Annotated in this window: 13 protein-coding genes and 1 tRNA gene; 5 read left to right on the top strand and 9 right to left on the bottom strand. The window is 72.7% G+C overall.

Annotated elements, in window-relative coordinates:
- The first annotated feature begins 15 nt into the window (after positions 1-15).
- A complete protein-coding gene (locus tag AC4OXY_RS14790) occupies positions 16-756 on the top strand; it encodes a molybdopterin-dependent oxidoreductase (protein WP_356022450.1) in 741 nt (246 codons plus the stop codon).
- Positions 740-1366, top strand: coding sequence for a cytochrome b/b6 domain-containing protein (locus tag AC4OXY_RS14785; protein WP_362819279.1), 627 nt, complete (start codon positions 740-742; stop codon positions 1364-1366). The genes AC4OXY_RS14790 and AC4OXY_RS14785 overlap by 17 nt, the downstream gene beginning before the upstream one ends.
- 6 nt (positions 1367-1372) lie before the next feature.
- Here the strand turns inward: AC4OXY_RS14785 and AC4OXY_RS14780 are convergent, their stop codons facing one another.
- The 4 genes from AC4OXY_RS14780 to AC4OXY_RS14765 all read right to left on the bottom strand — a co-directional run bounded on the left by AC4OXY_RS14780 (position 1373) and on the right by AC4OXY_RS14765 (position 5211).
- The gene (locus tag AC4OXY_RS14780) at positions 1373-2401 is read right to left on the bottom strand and encodes an L-idonate 5-dehydrogenase (protein WP_356022447.1); all 1029 of its coding nucleotides are present in this window, start codon (positions 2399-2401) and stop codon (positions 1373-1375) included.
- 15 nt (positions 2402-2416) lie between these two features.
- Positions 2417-3187, bottom strand: a complete 771-nt coding sequence (locus tag AC4OXY_RS14775; protein WP_491994033.1) for an SDR family oxidoreductase — start codon at positions 3185-3187, stop codon at positions 2417-2419.
- Positions 3188-3197: 10 nt separating this feature from the next.
- The gene (locus AC4OXY_RS14770; RefSeq protein ID WP_356022441.1) at positions 3198-4595 is read right to left on the bottom strand and encodes a GntT/GntP/DsdX family permease; all 1398 of its coding nucleotides are present in this window, start codon (positions 4593-4595) and stop codon (positions 3198-3200) included.
- 100 nt (positions 4596-4695) lie between these two features.
- Complete coding sequence (locus tag AC4OXY_RS14765; protein ID WP_356022439.1) at positions 4696-5211, bottom strand: gluconokinase; 516 nt, start codon at positions 5209-5211, stop codon at positions 4696-4698.
- A gap of 140 nt (positions 5212-5351) precedes the next feature.
- On the opposite strand from AC4OXY_RS14765, the gene AC4OXY_RS14760 reads away from it, so the two are divergent.
- Positions 5352-6053 carry a FadR/GntR family transcriptional regulator gene (locus tag AC4OXY_RS14760; protein WP_356022436.1) on the top strand — a complete coding sequence of 234 codons (702 nt, stop codon included), beginning with the start codon at positions 5352-5354 and terminating at the stop codon, positions 6051-6053.
- Positions 6054-6058: 5 nt separating this feature from the next.
- Here AC4OXY_RS14760 and AC4OXY_RS14755 read toward each other — a convergent pair whose 3' ends face one another.
- On the bottom strand, positions 6059-6433 hold the full coding sequence (locus tag AC4OXY_RS14755) for a YchJ family protein (RefSeq protein WP_356022434.1): 375 nt from the start codon (positions 6431-6433) through the stop codon (positions 6059-6061).
- Positions 6434-6526: 93 nt separating this feature from the next.
- On the opposite strand from AC4OXY_RS14755, the gene AC4OXY_RS14750 reads away from it, so the two are divergent.
- Complete coding sequence (locus AC4OXY_RS14750; RefSeq protein ID WP_356022431.1) at positions 6527-6844, top strand: dsRBD fold-containing protein; 318 nt, start codon at positions 6527-6529, stop codon at positions 6842-6844.
- A 6-nt stretch (positions 6845-6850) separates the two neighbouring features.
- Here AC4OXY_RS14750 and polX read toward each other — a convergent pair whose 3' ends face one another.
- The 4 genes from polX to AC4OXY_RS14730 form a co-directional block, all read right to left on the bottom strand.
- A complete protein-coding gene (gene polX, locus AC4OXY_RS14745; RefSeq protein ID WP_356022429.1) occupies positions 6851-8572 on the bottom strand; it encodes a DNA polymerase/3'-5' exonuclease PolX in 1722 nt (573 codons plus the stop codon).
- Between the two features lie 9 nt (positions 8573-8581).
- Positions 8582-9934: a M1 family metallopeptidase gene (locus AC4OXY_RS14740; protein ID WP_356022427.1), complete on the bottom strand. Its 1353-nt coding sequence runs from the start codon at positions 9932-9934 to the stop codon at positions 8582-8584.
- Between the two features lie 77 nt (positions 9935-10011).
- On the bottom strand, positions 10012-13875 hold the full coding sequence (locus AC4OXY_RS14735; protein ID WP_491994032.1) for a Pls/PosA family non-ribosomal peptide synthetase: 3864 nt from the start codon (positions 13873-13875) through the stop codon (positions 10012-10014).
- Between the two features lie 270 nt (positions 13876-14145).
- A tRNA-Leu gene (locus tag AC4OXY_RS14730) sits at positions 14146-14233 on the bottom strand.
- Positions 14234-14446: 213 nt separating this feature from the next.
- On the opposite strand from AC4OXY_RS14730, the gene AC4OXY_RS14725 reads away from it, so the two are divergent.
- Positions 14447-15772: a M20/M25/M40 family metallo-hydrolase gene (locus tag AC4OXY_RS14725; protein WP_356022422.1), complete on the top strand. Its 1326-nt coding sequence runs from the start codon at positions 14447-14449 to the stop codon at positions 15770-15772.
- The last annotated feature ends 79 nt before the right edge of the window (positions 15773-15851 follow it).

The following is a 15851-nucleotide window of genomic DNA, read 5'->3' as shown; positions in this document are numbered from 1 at the left end:
TGCTCGAATGAAAACGTGAACTCTGAACAACCCGAGGAACGGCACGGTGAGCGGGGCGGCACGCCCGTCGGCCGCCGCGTCCTCCTCGGCACCCTCGGCCTGGGCGCGCTCGGCGTGGTCGCCGCGCCCACGCTCCAGCGCGGCATGGAGGGCTTCCTCGGCACCGTCGCCGGCAAGGACCCCACGGGCCTGACCGGCCTGCTGCCCAACGGCGGCGGCTTCCGCTACTACTCCGTCGCCGCGTCGGTGCCGGAGAGGACGGCCGCGAACTACCAGCTGACGATCGACGGCCTGGTCGACCACCCGCGCGCCTACACCCTGTCCGACCTGCGCGCCCTGCCGCAGACCCGGCTGGTCAAGGACGTCCAGTGCGTCACCGGCTGGCGGGTGCCGGGCACCCCCTTCGAGGGGGTCCGCCTCGCCGACCTGCTGGACGCGGCGGGGGTCCGCTCCGCCGCGAAGGCGATCCGCTTCACCTGCTTCGACGGCACCTACACCGAGAGCCTCACCCTCGACCAGGCCCGCCGCCCCGACATCCTGGTCGCGCTGCGCATGCAGGACAAGGACATCGGCCACGACCACGGCGGCCCGGTCCGCCTCTACGTCGCCCCCATGTACTTCTACAAGTCCGCCAAGTGGCTCTCCGGCATCACGGTCACCGACCATGTCCAGCCCGGCTACTGGGAGCACCTCGGCTACGACGTCGACGCCTGGGTCGGCAAGTCGAACGGACGGACCGATGCCCCTACGAGCTGACACCCCGGCCCCGCCGGACGCCCGGGTCCGCCGCTTCAGCCCGGCCGAACGCTGGGTGCACCGCGTCACCGCCGCCCTGATGGGCGTGTGCGTGGTGACGGCGGCGGTCCTCTACGTCCCGCAGCTGGCGATCCTGGTCGGCCGCCGGGAACTGGTCGTCCGGGTCCACGAGTGCGCGGGCCTCGCCCTGCCGGTGCCGGTCCTGCTCGGCCTCGCCTCCCGCGCCTTCCGCACCGACCTGCGCTTCCTCAACCGCTTCGGCCCGCACGACCGGATGTGGCTGCGCGCCGCCCTGCTGCGCGACAGGCGCCGGTCCTCCCGCCCGGCCGGCAAGTTCAACGCCGGCCAGAAGGTCTACGCCGCCTGGATCGCCGGCGCCACCCTGGTCATGCTCGGCACCGGGCTGCTGATGTGGTTCACCCACCTCGCCCCGCTGATGTGGCGCACCTCGGCGACGTTCGTCCACGACTGGCTGGCCCTGACGATCGGCGTGGTCCTGGCGGGCCACATCGGCATGGCCCTGGGCGACCCGGAGGCGCGACGGGGCCTTCGCACGGGGACGGTGAGCAGGGAGTGGGCGAAGCGGGAACACCCGCTGTGGCGCCCCTGAGTCCGCTCAGAACTCCAGCAGCACCTTGCAGGACCGGCTCCGGTCGGCGGCCAGCGCGAACGCCTCCTCGGCGTCCGCCACGGGAACCACGCGACTGATCAGTCCGTCGAACTCCCCGCGCGCGGCGAGCAGTTCCAGCGCGTCGTCGAACTCGGCACCGAAACGGAACGCGCCCCGCAGCTCGATCTCCCGGCTCACCAGCAGGTTCCCGGCGAACGGGCTGCGGCCCGGCGGCAGCATCCCGAGCTGGACGACCACGCCCCCGCGCCGCACGCGCCGCAGACAGGTGTCGAGCCCGGCCGCGGCCCCCGACGCCTCGACGGCTGTGTCCGCCTCGTACGCCTCGTCCGGCCATCCGGCGTCGTCCCGGTCGTCGGCCCGCACGAGCGCGTCGGCTCCGGCGACGGCCGCGTACCGCAGTGCCTCCGGCAGCAGGTCGGTCACCGTCACCCGCGCCGCGCCGGCCGCCTTCGCCGCCGCGACCACCAGGCACCCGATCGGCCCGGCCCCGGTCACCAGCACATGCCGGCCCGTGACGTCCCCGGCCCGCCGCACCGCGTGCAGTGCCACCGACAACGGCTCCGCGAGCGCGGCCCGCCGCAGCCCGAGCCCGTCCGGAAGTTTCCTCAACTGATCGGCGGGAACGGCCACGTGGGCCGCGAACCCGCCCTGCACATGCGGGAAGCGGGCCGCGCTGCCCAGGTACCGGGTGTCCCGGCAGACGTTCGCCCGCCCGTCCGCGCACTCCGGGCAGTGCCCGCACGGCGTGGCGGGGTGCACGGCGACCGCCGTACCCGGCGCGGGACCCGTGGCCCCGGCGCCGTAGGACACCACGGTGCCGACCACCTCGTGCCCGAGCACCATCGGCTCCCGGAGCCGGAAGTCACCGACCCCGCCGTGCCGCCAGTAGTGCAGATCGGAGCCGCAGATGCCGCCGTAGCGGACGGCGACGAGGGCCTCGCCGGGCCCGGGGACCGGCATCGGCAGCTCCGCGACCCGCAGGTCGCCCGCGCCGTGGATGACACAACCCAGCATGGCCACCGGTCCTTTCTACAGGACGCTCGTCATGCCGCCGTCGACGTACAGGATCTGCCCGCTCACGAAGTCGGCCGCGGGCGAGGCCAGGAAGAGCACGCCGCCCACCAGGTCCTCCGTGCGGCCCCAGCGGCCGGCCGGGGTGCGCCGGCGCACCCATGCGTCGAACTCCTCGTCGTCCACCAGGGGCCGGGTCAGCTCGGTCTCGATGTAGCCCGGGCCGAGCCCGTTGACCTGGACGCCGTACGGCCCCCAGTCCGCGCACATGCCCTTGGTGAGCATCTTCAGCGCGCCCTTGGTCGCCGCGTACGGCGCGATGCCGGGGCGGACGACCTCGCTCTGCAGCGAGCAGATGTTGATGATCTTGCCGTGGCCGCGTTCGGTCATCCGTCGGGCGGCCTCGCGCCCGACGAGGAACGGGCCGGTGAGGTTGGTGTCCAGGATCCGGTGCCAGTCGGCGTCCGCGAACTCCAGCAGGGGGGCGCGCAGTTGCATGCCCGCGTTGTTCACCAGGATGTCGAGCGGGCCCACCCGCTCCTCGACGTCCGCGATCCCGGCGGCCACCGAGGCGCCGTCGGTCACGTCGAACACCGCCGTGTGGATCCGGTCCCCGTGCCCGGGCAGCTGTGCCGCCGCTGTGGTGAGGCGGCCGGCGTCGCGTCCGTTGAGGACGACCGTGCAGCCGGCCTCGGCCAGGCCTCGGGCCAGGGCGAGTCCGATGCCCCGGCCGGCGCCGGTGACCAGGGCCGTACGGCCGCTGATGTCGAAGAGCGGGTGAGCCGTCATCGCCGTACCCCTAGATGATCAGTGAGAGCAGCAGGACCAGACCGCCGGCCACCACCGAGAGGATCGTCTCCATGGCCGACCAGGTCTTGACGGTCTGCCCGACGTCCAGCCCGAAGTACTCCTTCACCAGCCAGAAGCCGGCGTCGTTGACATGGCTGAAGAAGAGCGAGCCGGCGCCGATGGCGAGGACCAGCAGGGCGGTGTGGGTGGTCGACATGCCGGCCGCCAGCGGAGCCGCGAGTCCCGCCGCCGACACGGTCGCGACCGTCGCCGAACCCGTCGCCAGCCGGATCACGACCGCGATCAGCCAGGCCAGCAGGAGCGCCGGGATCGACCAGTTCCTGGAGATGTCCAGGATCATCTGGCCCACCCCGGAGTCGATCAGCGTCTGCTTGAAGCCGCCGCCCGCGCCGACGATCAGCAGGATGCCGGCGATCGGCATCAGGCCCTTCTCGACCGTCTGCTGGAGCCGGTCCTTGCCGAACCCGGCGGCCCGGCCCAGCGTGAAGAATCCGGTGATCACGGCGGCGAGCAGGGCGATCAGCGGGGAGCCGATGACGTCGAAGACCCGCTGGGTCCGGTTCGCCGGGTCGTCCACGACGATGTCCACCAGCGCCTTGGCCAGCATCAGCACGACGGGCAGCAGCACGGTGGCGAGCGTCGCGCCGAAGCCGGGACGGTTCTCCAGCTCCTCCGAGGGGCGCTGCGGCAGCATCCGGTCGGGCGCCTGGACGTCCACCCAGCGGGCCGCGACCCTGGAGAACAGCGGACCGGCGATGATCACCGTCGGGATCGCGACCACGATGCCGAGCGCCAGGGTCACGCCCAGGTTGGCCTTGACCGCGGCGATCGCGACCAGCGGGCCGGGGTGCGGCGGGATCAGGCCGTGCATCACGGACAGACCGGCCAGAGCCGGGATGCCGATGCGCATCAGGGAGTAGTTGCCGCGCTTGGCGACCATCAGCACGACCGGGATCAGCAGCACGATGCCGATCTCGAAGAACAGCGGCAGGCCGACCACGGAGGCGATGAGCACCATCGCCCACGGCATGGCGCGCCCGCCCGCCTTGGCGAGGATCGTGTCGACGATCTGGTCGGCACCGCCGGAGTCGGCCAGCAGCTTGCCCAGGATCGCCCCGAGCGCGATCAGGACACCCACACTGGCCACCGTGGAGCCGAGCCCGGTGGTGAAGCTGGTGATCGTCTTGTCGAGGGGTGCCCCGGCAGCGGCCCCGAGCGCCAGCGACCCGATGGTCAGCGCCAGGAAGGCATGGAGCTTGAACTTGGTGATGAGCAGGACGATCACGGCGATGCCCACGAGGACGGCGATGCCCAGCTGGGCGTGTCCTGCGGAGGTGATCGGCGGAGGCGCGTCCGCTGCCAGCATCTCGACGCTGAGTCTGGTCACGGGGGTTCCCTTGCGGTTACGGGGACTTTTCGGGGGTGTCCCGCCGGGGCGGGGGTTGCACGGATGCGGGGGTCACGCGAAGGCGTGGGTAACGCGGGCCTCACGCGGCGGCGGGGAGGGCGGCCAGCGCCCGTACGGCGCGCTCGGTGATCTCCTCGGGGCCGCCGCTGACGTCCACGGCGACACCGGCCTCGTCCGGCTCCAGGGGCTGGAGCGTGGCGAACTGGGAGTCCAGCAGCGCGGTCGGCATGAAGTGGCCCTGGCGGTGGCCCATCCGGTCCTCGATCAGCTTCCGGTCGCCCGTGAGGTGCACGAACACGATCCCGGGGGCGGCGGCCCGAAGCCGGTCGCGGTACGACCGCTTCAGCGCCGAGCTGCTGACCACCCCGCCCAGTCCGGCCCGCCCGTGAGCCCAGTGCCCGATGGCGTCCAGCCACGGCCACCGGTCGGCGTCCTCCAGCGGGGTCCCGGCCGACATCTTGGCGATGTTGGCCGGCGGATGGAAGTCGTCGCCCTCGGCGTACGGAACGCCCAGCCGCGCGGCGAGCAAGGGACCGATGGTGGTCTTGCCCGTCCCCGCGACGCCCATCACGACGACGACCTGGGGGGTACGCATTACTGCCTCGCTGTCTTCCTCGACATCCGACGCCACATCGGCGTCGCCACACTGAAACTCATTAGGTACGACGAATTCAAGAGTGTGTGACATATAAGTCTGACTTTTTCGGTCGGTGATCCAGGCCGTACGCTGAGTGCATGAGCACACCGGGCCGGGGGCTGCACGGCCATGTACTGGACTCCCTCGGACCCGCCATCACCGGGGGCGAGTACCCCCCGGGCAGCGTCCTGCGGACGGACGAACTCGCCCAGCACTTCGAGGTGTCACGCTCCGTGATGCGCGAGGCGGTCCGCGTGCTCGAATCGATGCACCTGGTCGAGTCCCGCCGCCGGGTCGGCGTGACCGTCCGCCCCAAGTGCGAGTGGAACGTCTACGACCCGCAGGTCATCCGCTGGCGCCTCGCGGGCGCCGACCGCCCCCACCAGCTGCGCTCGCTGACCGTGCTGCGCTCCGCGGTCGAACCCGTCGCGGCGGGCCTCGCCGCGCGGCACGCGACGGCCGGGCAGTGCGCCGAACTCACCGAGTGCGCCCTCGGCATGGTCGCCAACTCACGCGGCCACCAGCTGGAGGGCTACCTGATCCACGACATGGCCTTCCACCGCGTGATCCTCACGGCCTCGGGCAACGAGATGTTCGCCCGCCTCGGCGACGTCGTCGCGGAGGTGCTGGCCGGGCGCACCCATCACGAGGTCATGTTCGAGGACCCCGACCCGGCGGCCGTCACCCTGCACGTACAGGTCGCGGAGGCCGTCCGTGAGGGCGACGCGGCCCGCGCGGAGGAACTGACCCGGCAGATCACCATGGGCGCCCTCCAGGAACTGGACATCCTCGCGCCCTGACCGCGTCAGTCGAGAAAGTCCCCGTCGACGTACACCCACGCCCCGTCGACCCGCTCGAAACGGCTGCGCTCGTGCAGCGAACCGCCCCGGTAGCAGGCGCGGAACGTCACCGTGCCCGTCGTGTGGAACGCGGACCCGTCGGTGCTGTCCAGGATCTCCAGCCCCGTCCACCGCATCCGCGGATCCAGCTCCAGCCGCTCCGGCCGGGTCCGGGGATGCCAGGTGCGCAGCAGGTACCCCGCGTCCCCCCGCACGAACGCGCTGTACCGCGACCGCATCAGCGCCTCGGCCGTCGGCGCGCCGGCGGTCCCCCGATGGAGGCGGCCGCAGCAGTCGTCGTAGGTCCCGGGGAGTCCGCAGGGGCACGTGCGCGAGGTCATGGGCCATATTCTGCCCGGCCGAGGAGAGGCGGCCGCTTCGGGTCGGGTGCACAGTGGAAGGGCGACGCGCGGTGCAGGAAGGCGAGGCGGGCGATGACCGATTCCATGCGGGGCCGTCCCCCGGCCGTCAAGGAGTGGCGGCTGAACCTGTATCTGTCCGAGCACGACCCGGACACCACGGCCCGGATCGTGCTGGACACCGGGGACAACGTTCTGGAGAGCCGGGCGGAGGCCCGCCGCAGCCCGTACGACCCCGACGTACCGGAGATCGGCGACGAACTCGCCGCCGGGCGGGCGCTGATCGCCATGGGCCGGATCCTGCTGCGCGCGGCCGACGGGGACATGAAGGCCGTGGGAGCGGCCGACATGGAGGAACTGTCGCCGCTGTGGATGGACCGGAAATGGGAATGAGCCTCCTCACCGCCCCTTGCGCAGGAACGTCCGCAGCTTCGTCAGCGGCCACGTGTTGATCACGTCCTCGCCGGTCAGCCAGCCGCGCTGCGCGGTGCCGATGCCGTAGCGCAACGCGGCGAGATGCGGGACGGCGTGCGCGTCGGTGTTCACGGCGAACCGCACCCCGTGCTCGCGGGCGCGCAGGATGTCCTCGTCCCGCAGGTCCAGCCGGTCCGGCTGGGAGTTGACCTCCAGCGCGGTGCCGGTGCGCGCGCACGCCGCGAACACCTCGTCCCAGTCGGCGTCGACCCCGCGCCTCCGGCCGATCAGCCGGGTCGTGGGGTGCCCGAGGATGTTCACGTACGGGTTCTCCACGGCCCGCAGCAGCCGCTTCGTCATCGCCCCGCGGCCCAGGTCGAAGTGCGAGTGCAGCGAGGCCACGCACAGGTCGAAGCCCGCCAGGAAATCGTCCGGCCAGTCCACCGCGCCGTCCGGGCCGATGTTCAGCTCCGTGCCGTGCAGCAGCCGCATCCTCCGCCGGCCGCCGTCCAGCTCCCGCAGCCGCTCCCGCTGGGCGAGGATCTTCTCGTCGGTCATGCGCTGCATGTACAGGTCGGGCGCGTGATCGGTGACCGCGTAGTACGCGTAGCCGCGCGCCGCGGCCGCCGCCACCATCTCCTCCAGCGGGGCCAGTCCGTCGGTGAGGTCGGTGTGGGTGTGCAGATCACCGCGGATGTCCTTCTCCGTCACCACCTCGGGCAGCTCGCCGTGCAGGCCCGCCTCGATCTCCCCGCGGTCCTCCCGCAGCGTCGGCGGGATCCACGGCAGCCCGAGCCGGGCGTACACCTCCTCCTCGGTACGGGAGGCCAGCGACGCACCGCTGTCCGCGTCGAACAGGCCGTACTCCGACAGCTTCAGCCCCTGGTGCACGGCGATGGTCCGGGTGCGGATGTTGTGCGCCTTGGAACCGGTGAAGTACTGCAGCGCGGCACCCCACGACTCCGGCGGCACCACCCGCAGGTCCACCTGGAGCCCCTTCGCGGTGCGCACCGACGTCTTCTTCGTGCCCCGTGCGATCACCTCGGCCGTGGCCGGCAGCGCGCACAGCGCCGCCATGAACGGCTCCGACCGCTTCGCCGCGACCAGGACGTCCAGGTCGCCGACGGTCTCCCGCATCCGGCGCAGCGAACCGGCGTACGCACAGCGCCTGCACCCGGTCACCGCGGACAACTCGCCGACGATCTCCTCGGCTGTCTCCAGGGCCAGCGACAGCGGGACCCGGGCGCCCGCCTGCCGGAGCAGCTCGATGCCGTGCCGGATGTTGTCCTGCGTCTTCTCGCCGAAGCCCTTCAGATCGGCCAGCGCGTCCGCCTCGATCGCCGCGGCCAGCTCGCTCACCGACGCGATGTGCAGGTCCTCGTAGAGCCGCAGCGCCTTCTTCGGGCCGAGGCCGGGGATCGCGGTCAGCTCCCGGACCCCGGCCGGGATCTTCGCCCGCCGCTCCTCGACCACGGCCATCTTCCCCGTGCGGAGGTACTCGGCGACCTTCTCTGCGATCGACCGGCCCACGTTCGGGATCTCCCGCAGACCGGCGAGGTCCAGCGTGGCGATGTCCGTCGGATACCCGCCGATGGCACGCGCCGCCTTCTCGTAGGCGCGCGCCTTGAAGGCGTCGCCTCCCGTGATCGAGACGAGGTCCGCGTACTCCCGCAGGAGCGCCTCGACCTCCTCGTTGGGCCGGGCCACCCCTCAAGTCTAGGGAGCTTGCCCGGGCAGCGGCCTGGCGAGCACCGGCAGCGGCGGCAGCTTCGCCCCGTACACCCACGCCTCGAACAGCCCGGCCGTCGGCTCGTCCGCGAACCGGGCCACGTGCTCGGCGAACGCGGCCGTCGTCACCGTGCCGCTGCGGTGCAGCCGCACCCAGTCGCGCAGCATGCGGAAGAACGCCTCGTCGCCCAGCGCGCAGCGCACCGCGTGCAGGGTCAGACCGCCGCGCTCGTAGACCCGGTCGTCGAACAGCGACCGGCGCCCCGGATCGGCCAGCCGCAGATCCTGCGGCAGCGTGGCCAGCAACTGGTGTGCCGTGGCAGCCAGTTGCTGGGCGCTGCGGCCGCCCGAACGCTCGGACCACAGCCATTCCGCGTACTTGGCGAAACCCTCGTTCAGCCAGATGTGCCGCCAGTCCGCCACCGACACGCAGTTGCCGAACCACTGGTGCGCCAGCTCGTGCGCCACCAGCCGCTCCGAACCCCGGGCGCCGTCCACGTGGTTGGCGCCGAACAGCGACAACCCCTGCGCCTCGACGGGCACATCGAGCTCCTCCTCGGTCACCGCGACCGCGTACTCGTCGAACGGGTACGGCCCGAACAGCTCCTGGAACAGCTCCATCATCGCGGGCTGCCGCGCGAAGTCCCGGGAGAACTCCGGGAGCAGGTGCGCCGGGATGTGCCCGTGCTGCGGCACCCCGCCCGGACCCGGATCGCCCAGCAGCACCGTCTGGAACTTGCCGATCGCGAGACCCACGAGATAGCTGGACGTGGGCGCGGACTGCTCGTACACCCACGTGGTCGTGGACGCCTTCGTCGTCCGGGTCAGCAGCCGCCCGCCCGCGACCACCGCGTACGCCGACGGCGTCGTCACCGAGATCAGGTACGACGCCTTGTCGGCGGGCCGGTCGTTGCACGGGTACCAGGACGGCGCGCCGGTCGGCTGGCTCGCCACCAGCGCCCCGTCCGCCAGCTCCTCCCAGCCGAGCCCGCCCCAGGGGCTGGCCACCGGCTTCGGGTTGCCGGACCAGTGCACCTCGACGGTGAACGCGGCCCCGGCCCGGACCGGCTTGGCGGGCTTGATCCGCAGCCGGCCGCCGCGATGCGTCCAGTGCGGCTGGCGGCCGTCCACCCGGAGCCGGCCGATCCTGAAGTCGGCCAGGTTGAGCTGGAACTCGGTCAGCGGCGACCGGCCCGCGATGGCGTTGATCCGGGCCGTGCCGGCCAGCCGGTTGGGGCCGGGCCGGTAGTCCAGCGCCAGCTCGTAGCGATGCACCCGGTACCGTGCGTCACCGTTGTCCGGGAAGTAGGGGTCCGGGCCGGCCGACTGCTGAACTGCCACTGCTGTGTCCGCTCCCTGCGCTGTGCCACCACTCCGCTGCGCCGGCGCACCGTTCACCGACGCCGAGAGGCCCGCGGTCACGGACGCCATGCCTCGATCGGGTTGCCGAGCCAGCGGGTGTCGTCCGGGACGGACTCCGCGGCCATGACGAGCGACGCGGGACCCAGGGTCGTACGGGCCCCGACCGTGCTGCCGGGCAGCACGATCCCGCCAGGACCCAGTGTGGCGCCCTCACGGAGAACCACAGTATCCGTCCGCAAGATCCGGTCATGGAAGAGGTGTGTCTGGAGCACACAGCCGCGGTTCACGGTGGCGGCGTCCTCCAGCGTCACCAGGTCCGCCTCCGGCAGCCAGTAGCTCTCCACCCACACACCCCGGCCGATGCGCGCCCCGAGCCCGCGCAGCCACGCCGTCATCACCGGCGTCCCCGGCACGGAACCGGCCAGCCACGGCACCGCCAGCACCTCGACGAAGGTGTCCGCCAGCTCGTCGCGCCACACGAAGGAGCTCCACAGCGGATGCTCACCGGTGCGGTGCCGCCCCACCAGCGCCCACTTCGCGACGACCGACCCGAGGGCCGCGACGCCACCGGCCAGCAGCAGCACGGCGCCCGACAGCGCCCACGCCCACACGCCCAGCGCGCACAGCGCCGCCACCGTCGCCGCGGCCAGCGCCGCCGAGCACAGCACCGGCACGATCCGGCACAGCTCCACCAGAGCCCGCGCCCACAGCAGCCGGGCGGGCGGCTCGTACGTACGGCTCTGGTCCCCGTCGGCGGCGCTGCGCGGCAGCTTCACCGGCGGCAGCCCCAGGTACGAGGTGCCCTTCTTCGCCTTCTTCGGCGTCGCCGACAGCACCCCGACCAGCCCGCCGTCCGGCACGCTGCGCCCCGGCGCCGTCATCCCGGAGTTCCCGAGGAACGCCCGCCGCCCGATCTCCGCGCGCCCGATCCGCACCCAGCCACCGCCCAGCTCGTACGGCGCGGTCAGCGTGTCGTCGGCGAGGAACGCCCCGTCGCCGACAGTGGTCAGGCTCGGCAGCGCCAGCACGGTCGACACCTCGGCGCCCCGCCCGATCCGCATCCCGAGCAGGCGCAGCCACACCGGCGTGACCAGCCCTGCGTACAGCGGGAACAGCGTCTCGCGCGCGCGGTCCATCAGCTGTGTCACGGTCCACGCCTGCCAGCCGATCCGGCTGTGCGTCGGATGCGTGCCCTCGCGCAGGCCGAGGCTCAGCGACCGTACGGCGACCAGGATCAGCAGCGCGTACGCCAGCCCGTAGGCCAGCGTGGCCGGGACCAGGGCCTCCGCGGCCCCGCGCAGGGCCCGGCCCGCGGAGCCGCCCGGCGCCACGAAGAGCCCGGCGACCAGCAGCGCGGCCACGCCCGCGACCAGCGGCAGCGCGCTCAGCGCGAGCCCGGTCAGGCCGTACATCACCCGCCAGTACGTGCCCCGCTGCGGGCGCTCCTTGGGCCAGTTGCGCTTGGCCTTGCCCAGCTTCACCGCGGGCGCGCCCGCCCAGCGCTGGCCGGTCGGGATCTGCCCGCTGACCGCCGACCCGGGGGCCACCTCGGCGCGCTTGCCGACGCGGGCGCCCGGGAAGAGCATGCTGCGGGTGCCGACGGTGGCGTGCGCGCCGACCCTGACCGGGCCGACCTCCAGCCGGTCGCCGTCCAGCCAGTACCCGGTCAGGTCGACCTCGGACTCCACGGCCGCGCCACGCCCCAGCCTGAGCATGCCGGTGACCGGCGGCAGCGAGTGCAGGTCCACGTCCGGCCCGATCCTGGCGCCCAGCGCCCGCGCGTACCGCTCCAGCCAGGAACCGGTCAGCGTGGTCGCCCCGCTGAACTCGGCCAGCCGCTCGGCCGCCCACAGCCGCAGATGCACGCTCCCGCCGCGCGGATACCGCCCGGGTGCGAGCCCGCGCAGCAGCAGTCGCGCCCCGCCCGCCGCGAGCGCGATCCGGCCGGGCGGTGTGAAGAACAGCAGCGCGCCGGCGCCGAGGAGCCACCAGGGGGCGGTCGGCAGCCAGGCGTACCCCGGCAGCACGTTGCCGACGGCGGCCAGCACGAGCGTCCAGCGCAGCCCGAGCAGCGTGAACAGCGGAAGGAGCAGCAGCAGCTGGACGACCTGGGCGCGGACGGGAACCGGAGCCACGGTCCGCGTGCCGCCGTCGTCCTGCACCGACTGCTCCAGCCGCCGGGCCAGCTTGCGCAGGGTCGGCTGCTGGTAGATGTCGAGGACGGCCGCGCTCGGGTAGCGGGTGCGCAGCCGGGTGGTGAGCTGGGCGGCGGCGAGGCTGCCGCCGCCGATCGCGAAGAAGTCGTCGCCGGCGCCGGTCACCGGGATGCCCAGCACCTCGGTCCACTGCTCGGCGAGCCAGGCCTCGGTGCCGTACAGATCGGCCTTGGGCGTCTCGACGCCCTCCAGCGGCCAGGGCAGGGCGCCCCGGTCCACCTTCCCGGACGTCCGGGTCGGCAGCTCGGCGACGGGCGCGAGCAGCGGTACGAGCGCGGCGGGCAGCGCGGCGCGCAGCTTCTCGACGGCGGCCGCGTGGTCCCAGCCGTCCTGCGTGACGACGTAGCCGACGAGCAGCTGATTGCCGCTGCGGGCGGTGCGCACGGCGGCGGCGGCCCCCGCGACGCCCGGCAGCGCCTGGAGCGCGGCATCCACCTCGCCCAGCTCGATCCGCCGCCCGCCGAGCTTGATCTGCTCGTCCGCCCGCCCGAGGAAGACCAGCCCCTCGGGCTCGGCCTTGACCAGGTCCCCGCTCCGGTAGGCCCGCTCCCAGCCCAGCGACTGGAGCGGCGCGTACTTCTCCGCGTCCTTCTCGGCGTCGATATACCGCGCGAGCCCGACCCCGCCGATCACGAGCTGCCCGCTGTCGCCCATGGCCACGGGCTCACCGCCGTCGTCGACGACGGCGAGCTCCCAGCCGTTCAGCGGCAGCCCGATCCGGATCGGCTCCTCGCCGGTCAGCAGGGCGGCACAGGCCACGACGGTCGCCTCGGTCGGCCCGTAGGTGTTCCACACCTCGCGCCCCTCGGTGACCAGCCGCTGCGCCAGCTCGGGCGGGCAGGCCTCACCGCCGAAGATCAGCAGCCGTACGTCGTTCAGGGTCTCGGGCTCCCACAGCGCGGCCAGCGTCGGCACCGTGGACACGACCGTGATCTCCTGCTCGACCAGCCACGGGCCCAGATCGGCACCGCTCCTGACCTGCGACCGGGGCACCGGCACCAGACAGGCGCCGTACCGCCACGCCAGCCACATCTCCTCGCAGGACGCGTCGAAGGCGACGGACAGCCCGGCCATGACCCGGTCCCCGGGCCCGATCGGCTCCTCGGTCAGGAACAGGGCGGCCTCCGCGTCCACGAACGCGGCGGCGCTGCGGTGCGAGACGGCGACGCCCTTGGGCTTCCCGGTCGACCCGGAGGTGAAGATGATCCACGCGTCGTGCCCGGTCCCGGGCCGCGCGGCAGCGGAGCCGCCGGCGTCGCCCTGCACGCTGATGGCGCACCCGGCCCCGACGACCGCCCGTACGTCCGCCTCCCCGAACACCAGCTCGGCCCGCTCGTCCGGGTCCTCGGCGTCGACGGGGACGTAGGCGGCACCGGCGGCGAGCACGGCGAGGATCGCGACGTACAGCTCGTTGGTCCCCGACGGCACCCGCACCCCGACCCGGTCCCCGAGCCCGACCCCGGCCTCGGCCAGCCGCCGCCGCACCCGCTCGACCTCACCGGCCAGCGCCCGGTAGCTGAGACACGTCGTACCGTCGTCCAGCGCGGGCTCGTCCGGGTGGGCCCGCACGGACGCGTCGAAGACGTCCACCAGCGTGCGCGGCGACCCGGCGGGCCCCGCCGAGAAGCGGGCCCGGTCGCCGAACTCCGTGCGGATCTCTTCGTCGAGCAGGCCGAGAGCACTGCTCTCGTCTATGGCTGCCATCGGGTCCTCACGTCGGTCCGGCTGAAGTCACAAACCGAAGATTTTACTCCGACGCTAGGAGCGGGATCCGGGTCCGGCCACTCGGCAGGGCCGTACCGGTGGCCGGGAGGAAGTCGGCACGAGGGCGCTGAGCTGGGAATCCTCGCGCCGTACGAGACATGCCCCACACACCGCCAATGAGCGGACAATCAGGGGCAGTTGGGGCGCCGGACGGTGCACGGACCACTCGGGGCGCATGCGAAAGGGCCCCTGATCAACAGGGGCCCTCACTGGTGTCCGAGGGGGGACTTGAACCCCCACGCCCGATAAAGGGCACTAGCACCTCAAGCTAGCGCGTCTGCCATTCCGCCACCCGGACAAGGTGTCTGTCGTGCGGAGGATCCCTTTCGGCGGGGTTTCCCTCGCGGCGACGAAGGAAACATTACCAGGCTTTCGGGGATGGCTGATCACCCCCGGTCCCGGGGCCGTGCCGCATGAACGGCGTGTGACGGGCCGTGCCCCGTCTTGGGCCGGAGGCGGGGCCGGAGAGAGGATGAGGGGACCCAGCAGCAGTGACAGCGGGAGGAAGCACGTGAGCGAGACGGACACGGCCAGGAGCGTCACCGGCGAGGACGAGGTCGTGGACCTCTGCCGCGAGCTGATCCGGTTCGACACCAGCAACTACGGCGACCACTCGGGCCCCGGTGAGCGGGCGTCCGCCGAGTGGGTCGCCGAGAAGCTGGCCGAGGTCGGGCTGGAGCCGAAGATCTACGAGTCGCACCCGGGCCGCGCCTCCACGGTCGCCCGTATCGCGGGCGAGGACCCGTCGCGGCCGGCGCTGCTGATCCACGGCCACCTCGACGTCGTACCGGCCAACGCCGACGACTGGACCCACCACCCGTTCTCGGGCGAGGTCGCCGACGGCTGCGTGTGGGGGCGCGGGGCCGTCGACATGAAGGACATGGACGCCATGACCCTGGCGGTCGTCCGGGACCGGCTCAGGAGCGGGCGCCGGCCGCCGCGCGACATCGTCGTCGCGTTCCTCGCGGACGAGGAGGCGGGCGGTACGTACGGCGCCCGGTACCTGGTCGACCACCACCCGGACCTCTTCGAGGGCGTCACCGAGGCCATCAGCGAGGTCGGCGGCTTCTCCTTCACCGTGAACGAGCAGCGGCGGCTCTATCTGATCCAGACGGCCGAGAAGGGCATGCACTGGATGAAGCTGACCGTGGCCGGCACCGCCGGGCACGGCTCGATGATCCACCGGGACAACGCCATCACCGAGCTGTCCGAGGCCGTGGCCCGGGTCGGCCGGCACAAGTTCCCCGTCCGGGTCACCAAGACCACCCGGGCCTTCCTGGACGAGCTGGGCGACGCGCTCGGCACCGAGCTGGACCCGGAGAACATGGAGGCCACCCTCGCCAAGCTCGGCGGCATCGCCAAGCTGATCGGCGCCACCCTCAGCAACACCGCCAACCCCACGCAGCTGAACGCCGGTTACAAGGTCAACGTCATCCCCGGCGAGGCCACCGCGCACATCGACGGACGGTTCCTGCCCGGCTACGAGGAGGAGTTCCTCGGCGACCTCGACCGGCTGCTCGGCCCGCACGTCCGCCGCGAGGACGTGCACGCCGACAAGGCCGTCGAGACCGGCTTCGACGGCGCGCTGGTGGAGGCGATGCAGTCCGCGCTGCTCGCCGAGGACCCCACCGCCAAGGCCATCCCCTACATGCTCTCCGGCGGCACCGACGCCAAGTCCTTCGACGACCTCGGCATCCGCGGCTTCGGCTTCGCCCCGCTGAAGCTGCCGCCGGAGCTGGACTTCGCCGGCATGTTCCACGGTGTGGACGAGCGGGTGCCGGTGGACGGCCTCCAGTTCGGCGTGCGGGTGCTGGACCGGTTCATCGACGCGTCGTGAAGCCTTGCCCTGGAGTAATCGGGCGCGCGTACGACACCGACTGAGAAGGGTGAATGCGACCATAAGCTCGTAGCTCCAT

It is taken from the genome of Streptomyces sp. HUAS MG56 (assembly GCF_058673395.1).
Note: the sequence above shows the minus strand (reverse complement) of the source record. Positions and strands in the feature narration are given on the sequence as shown.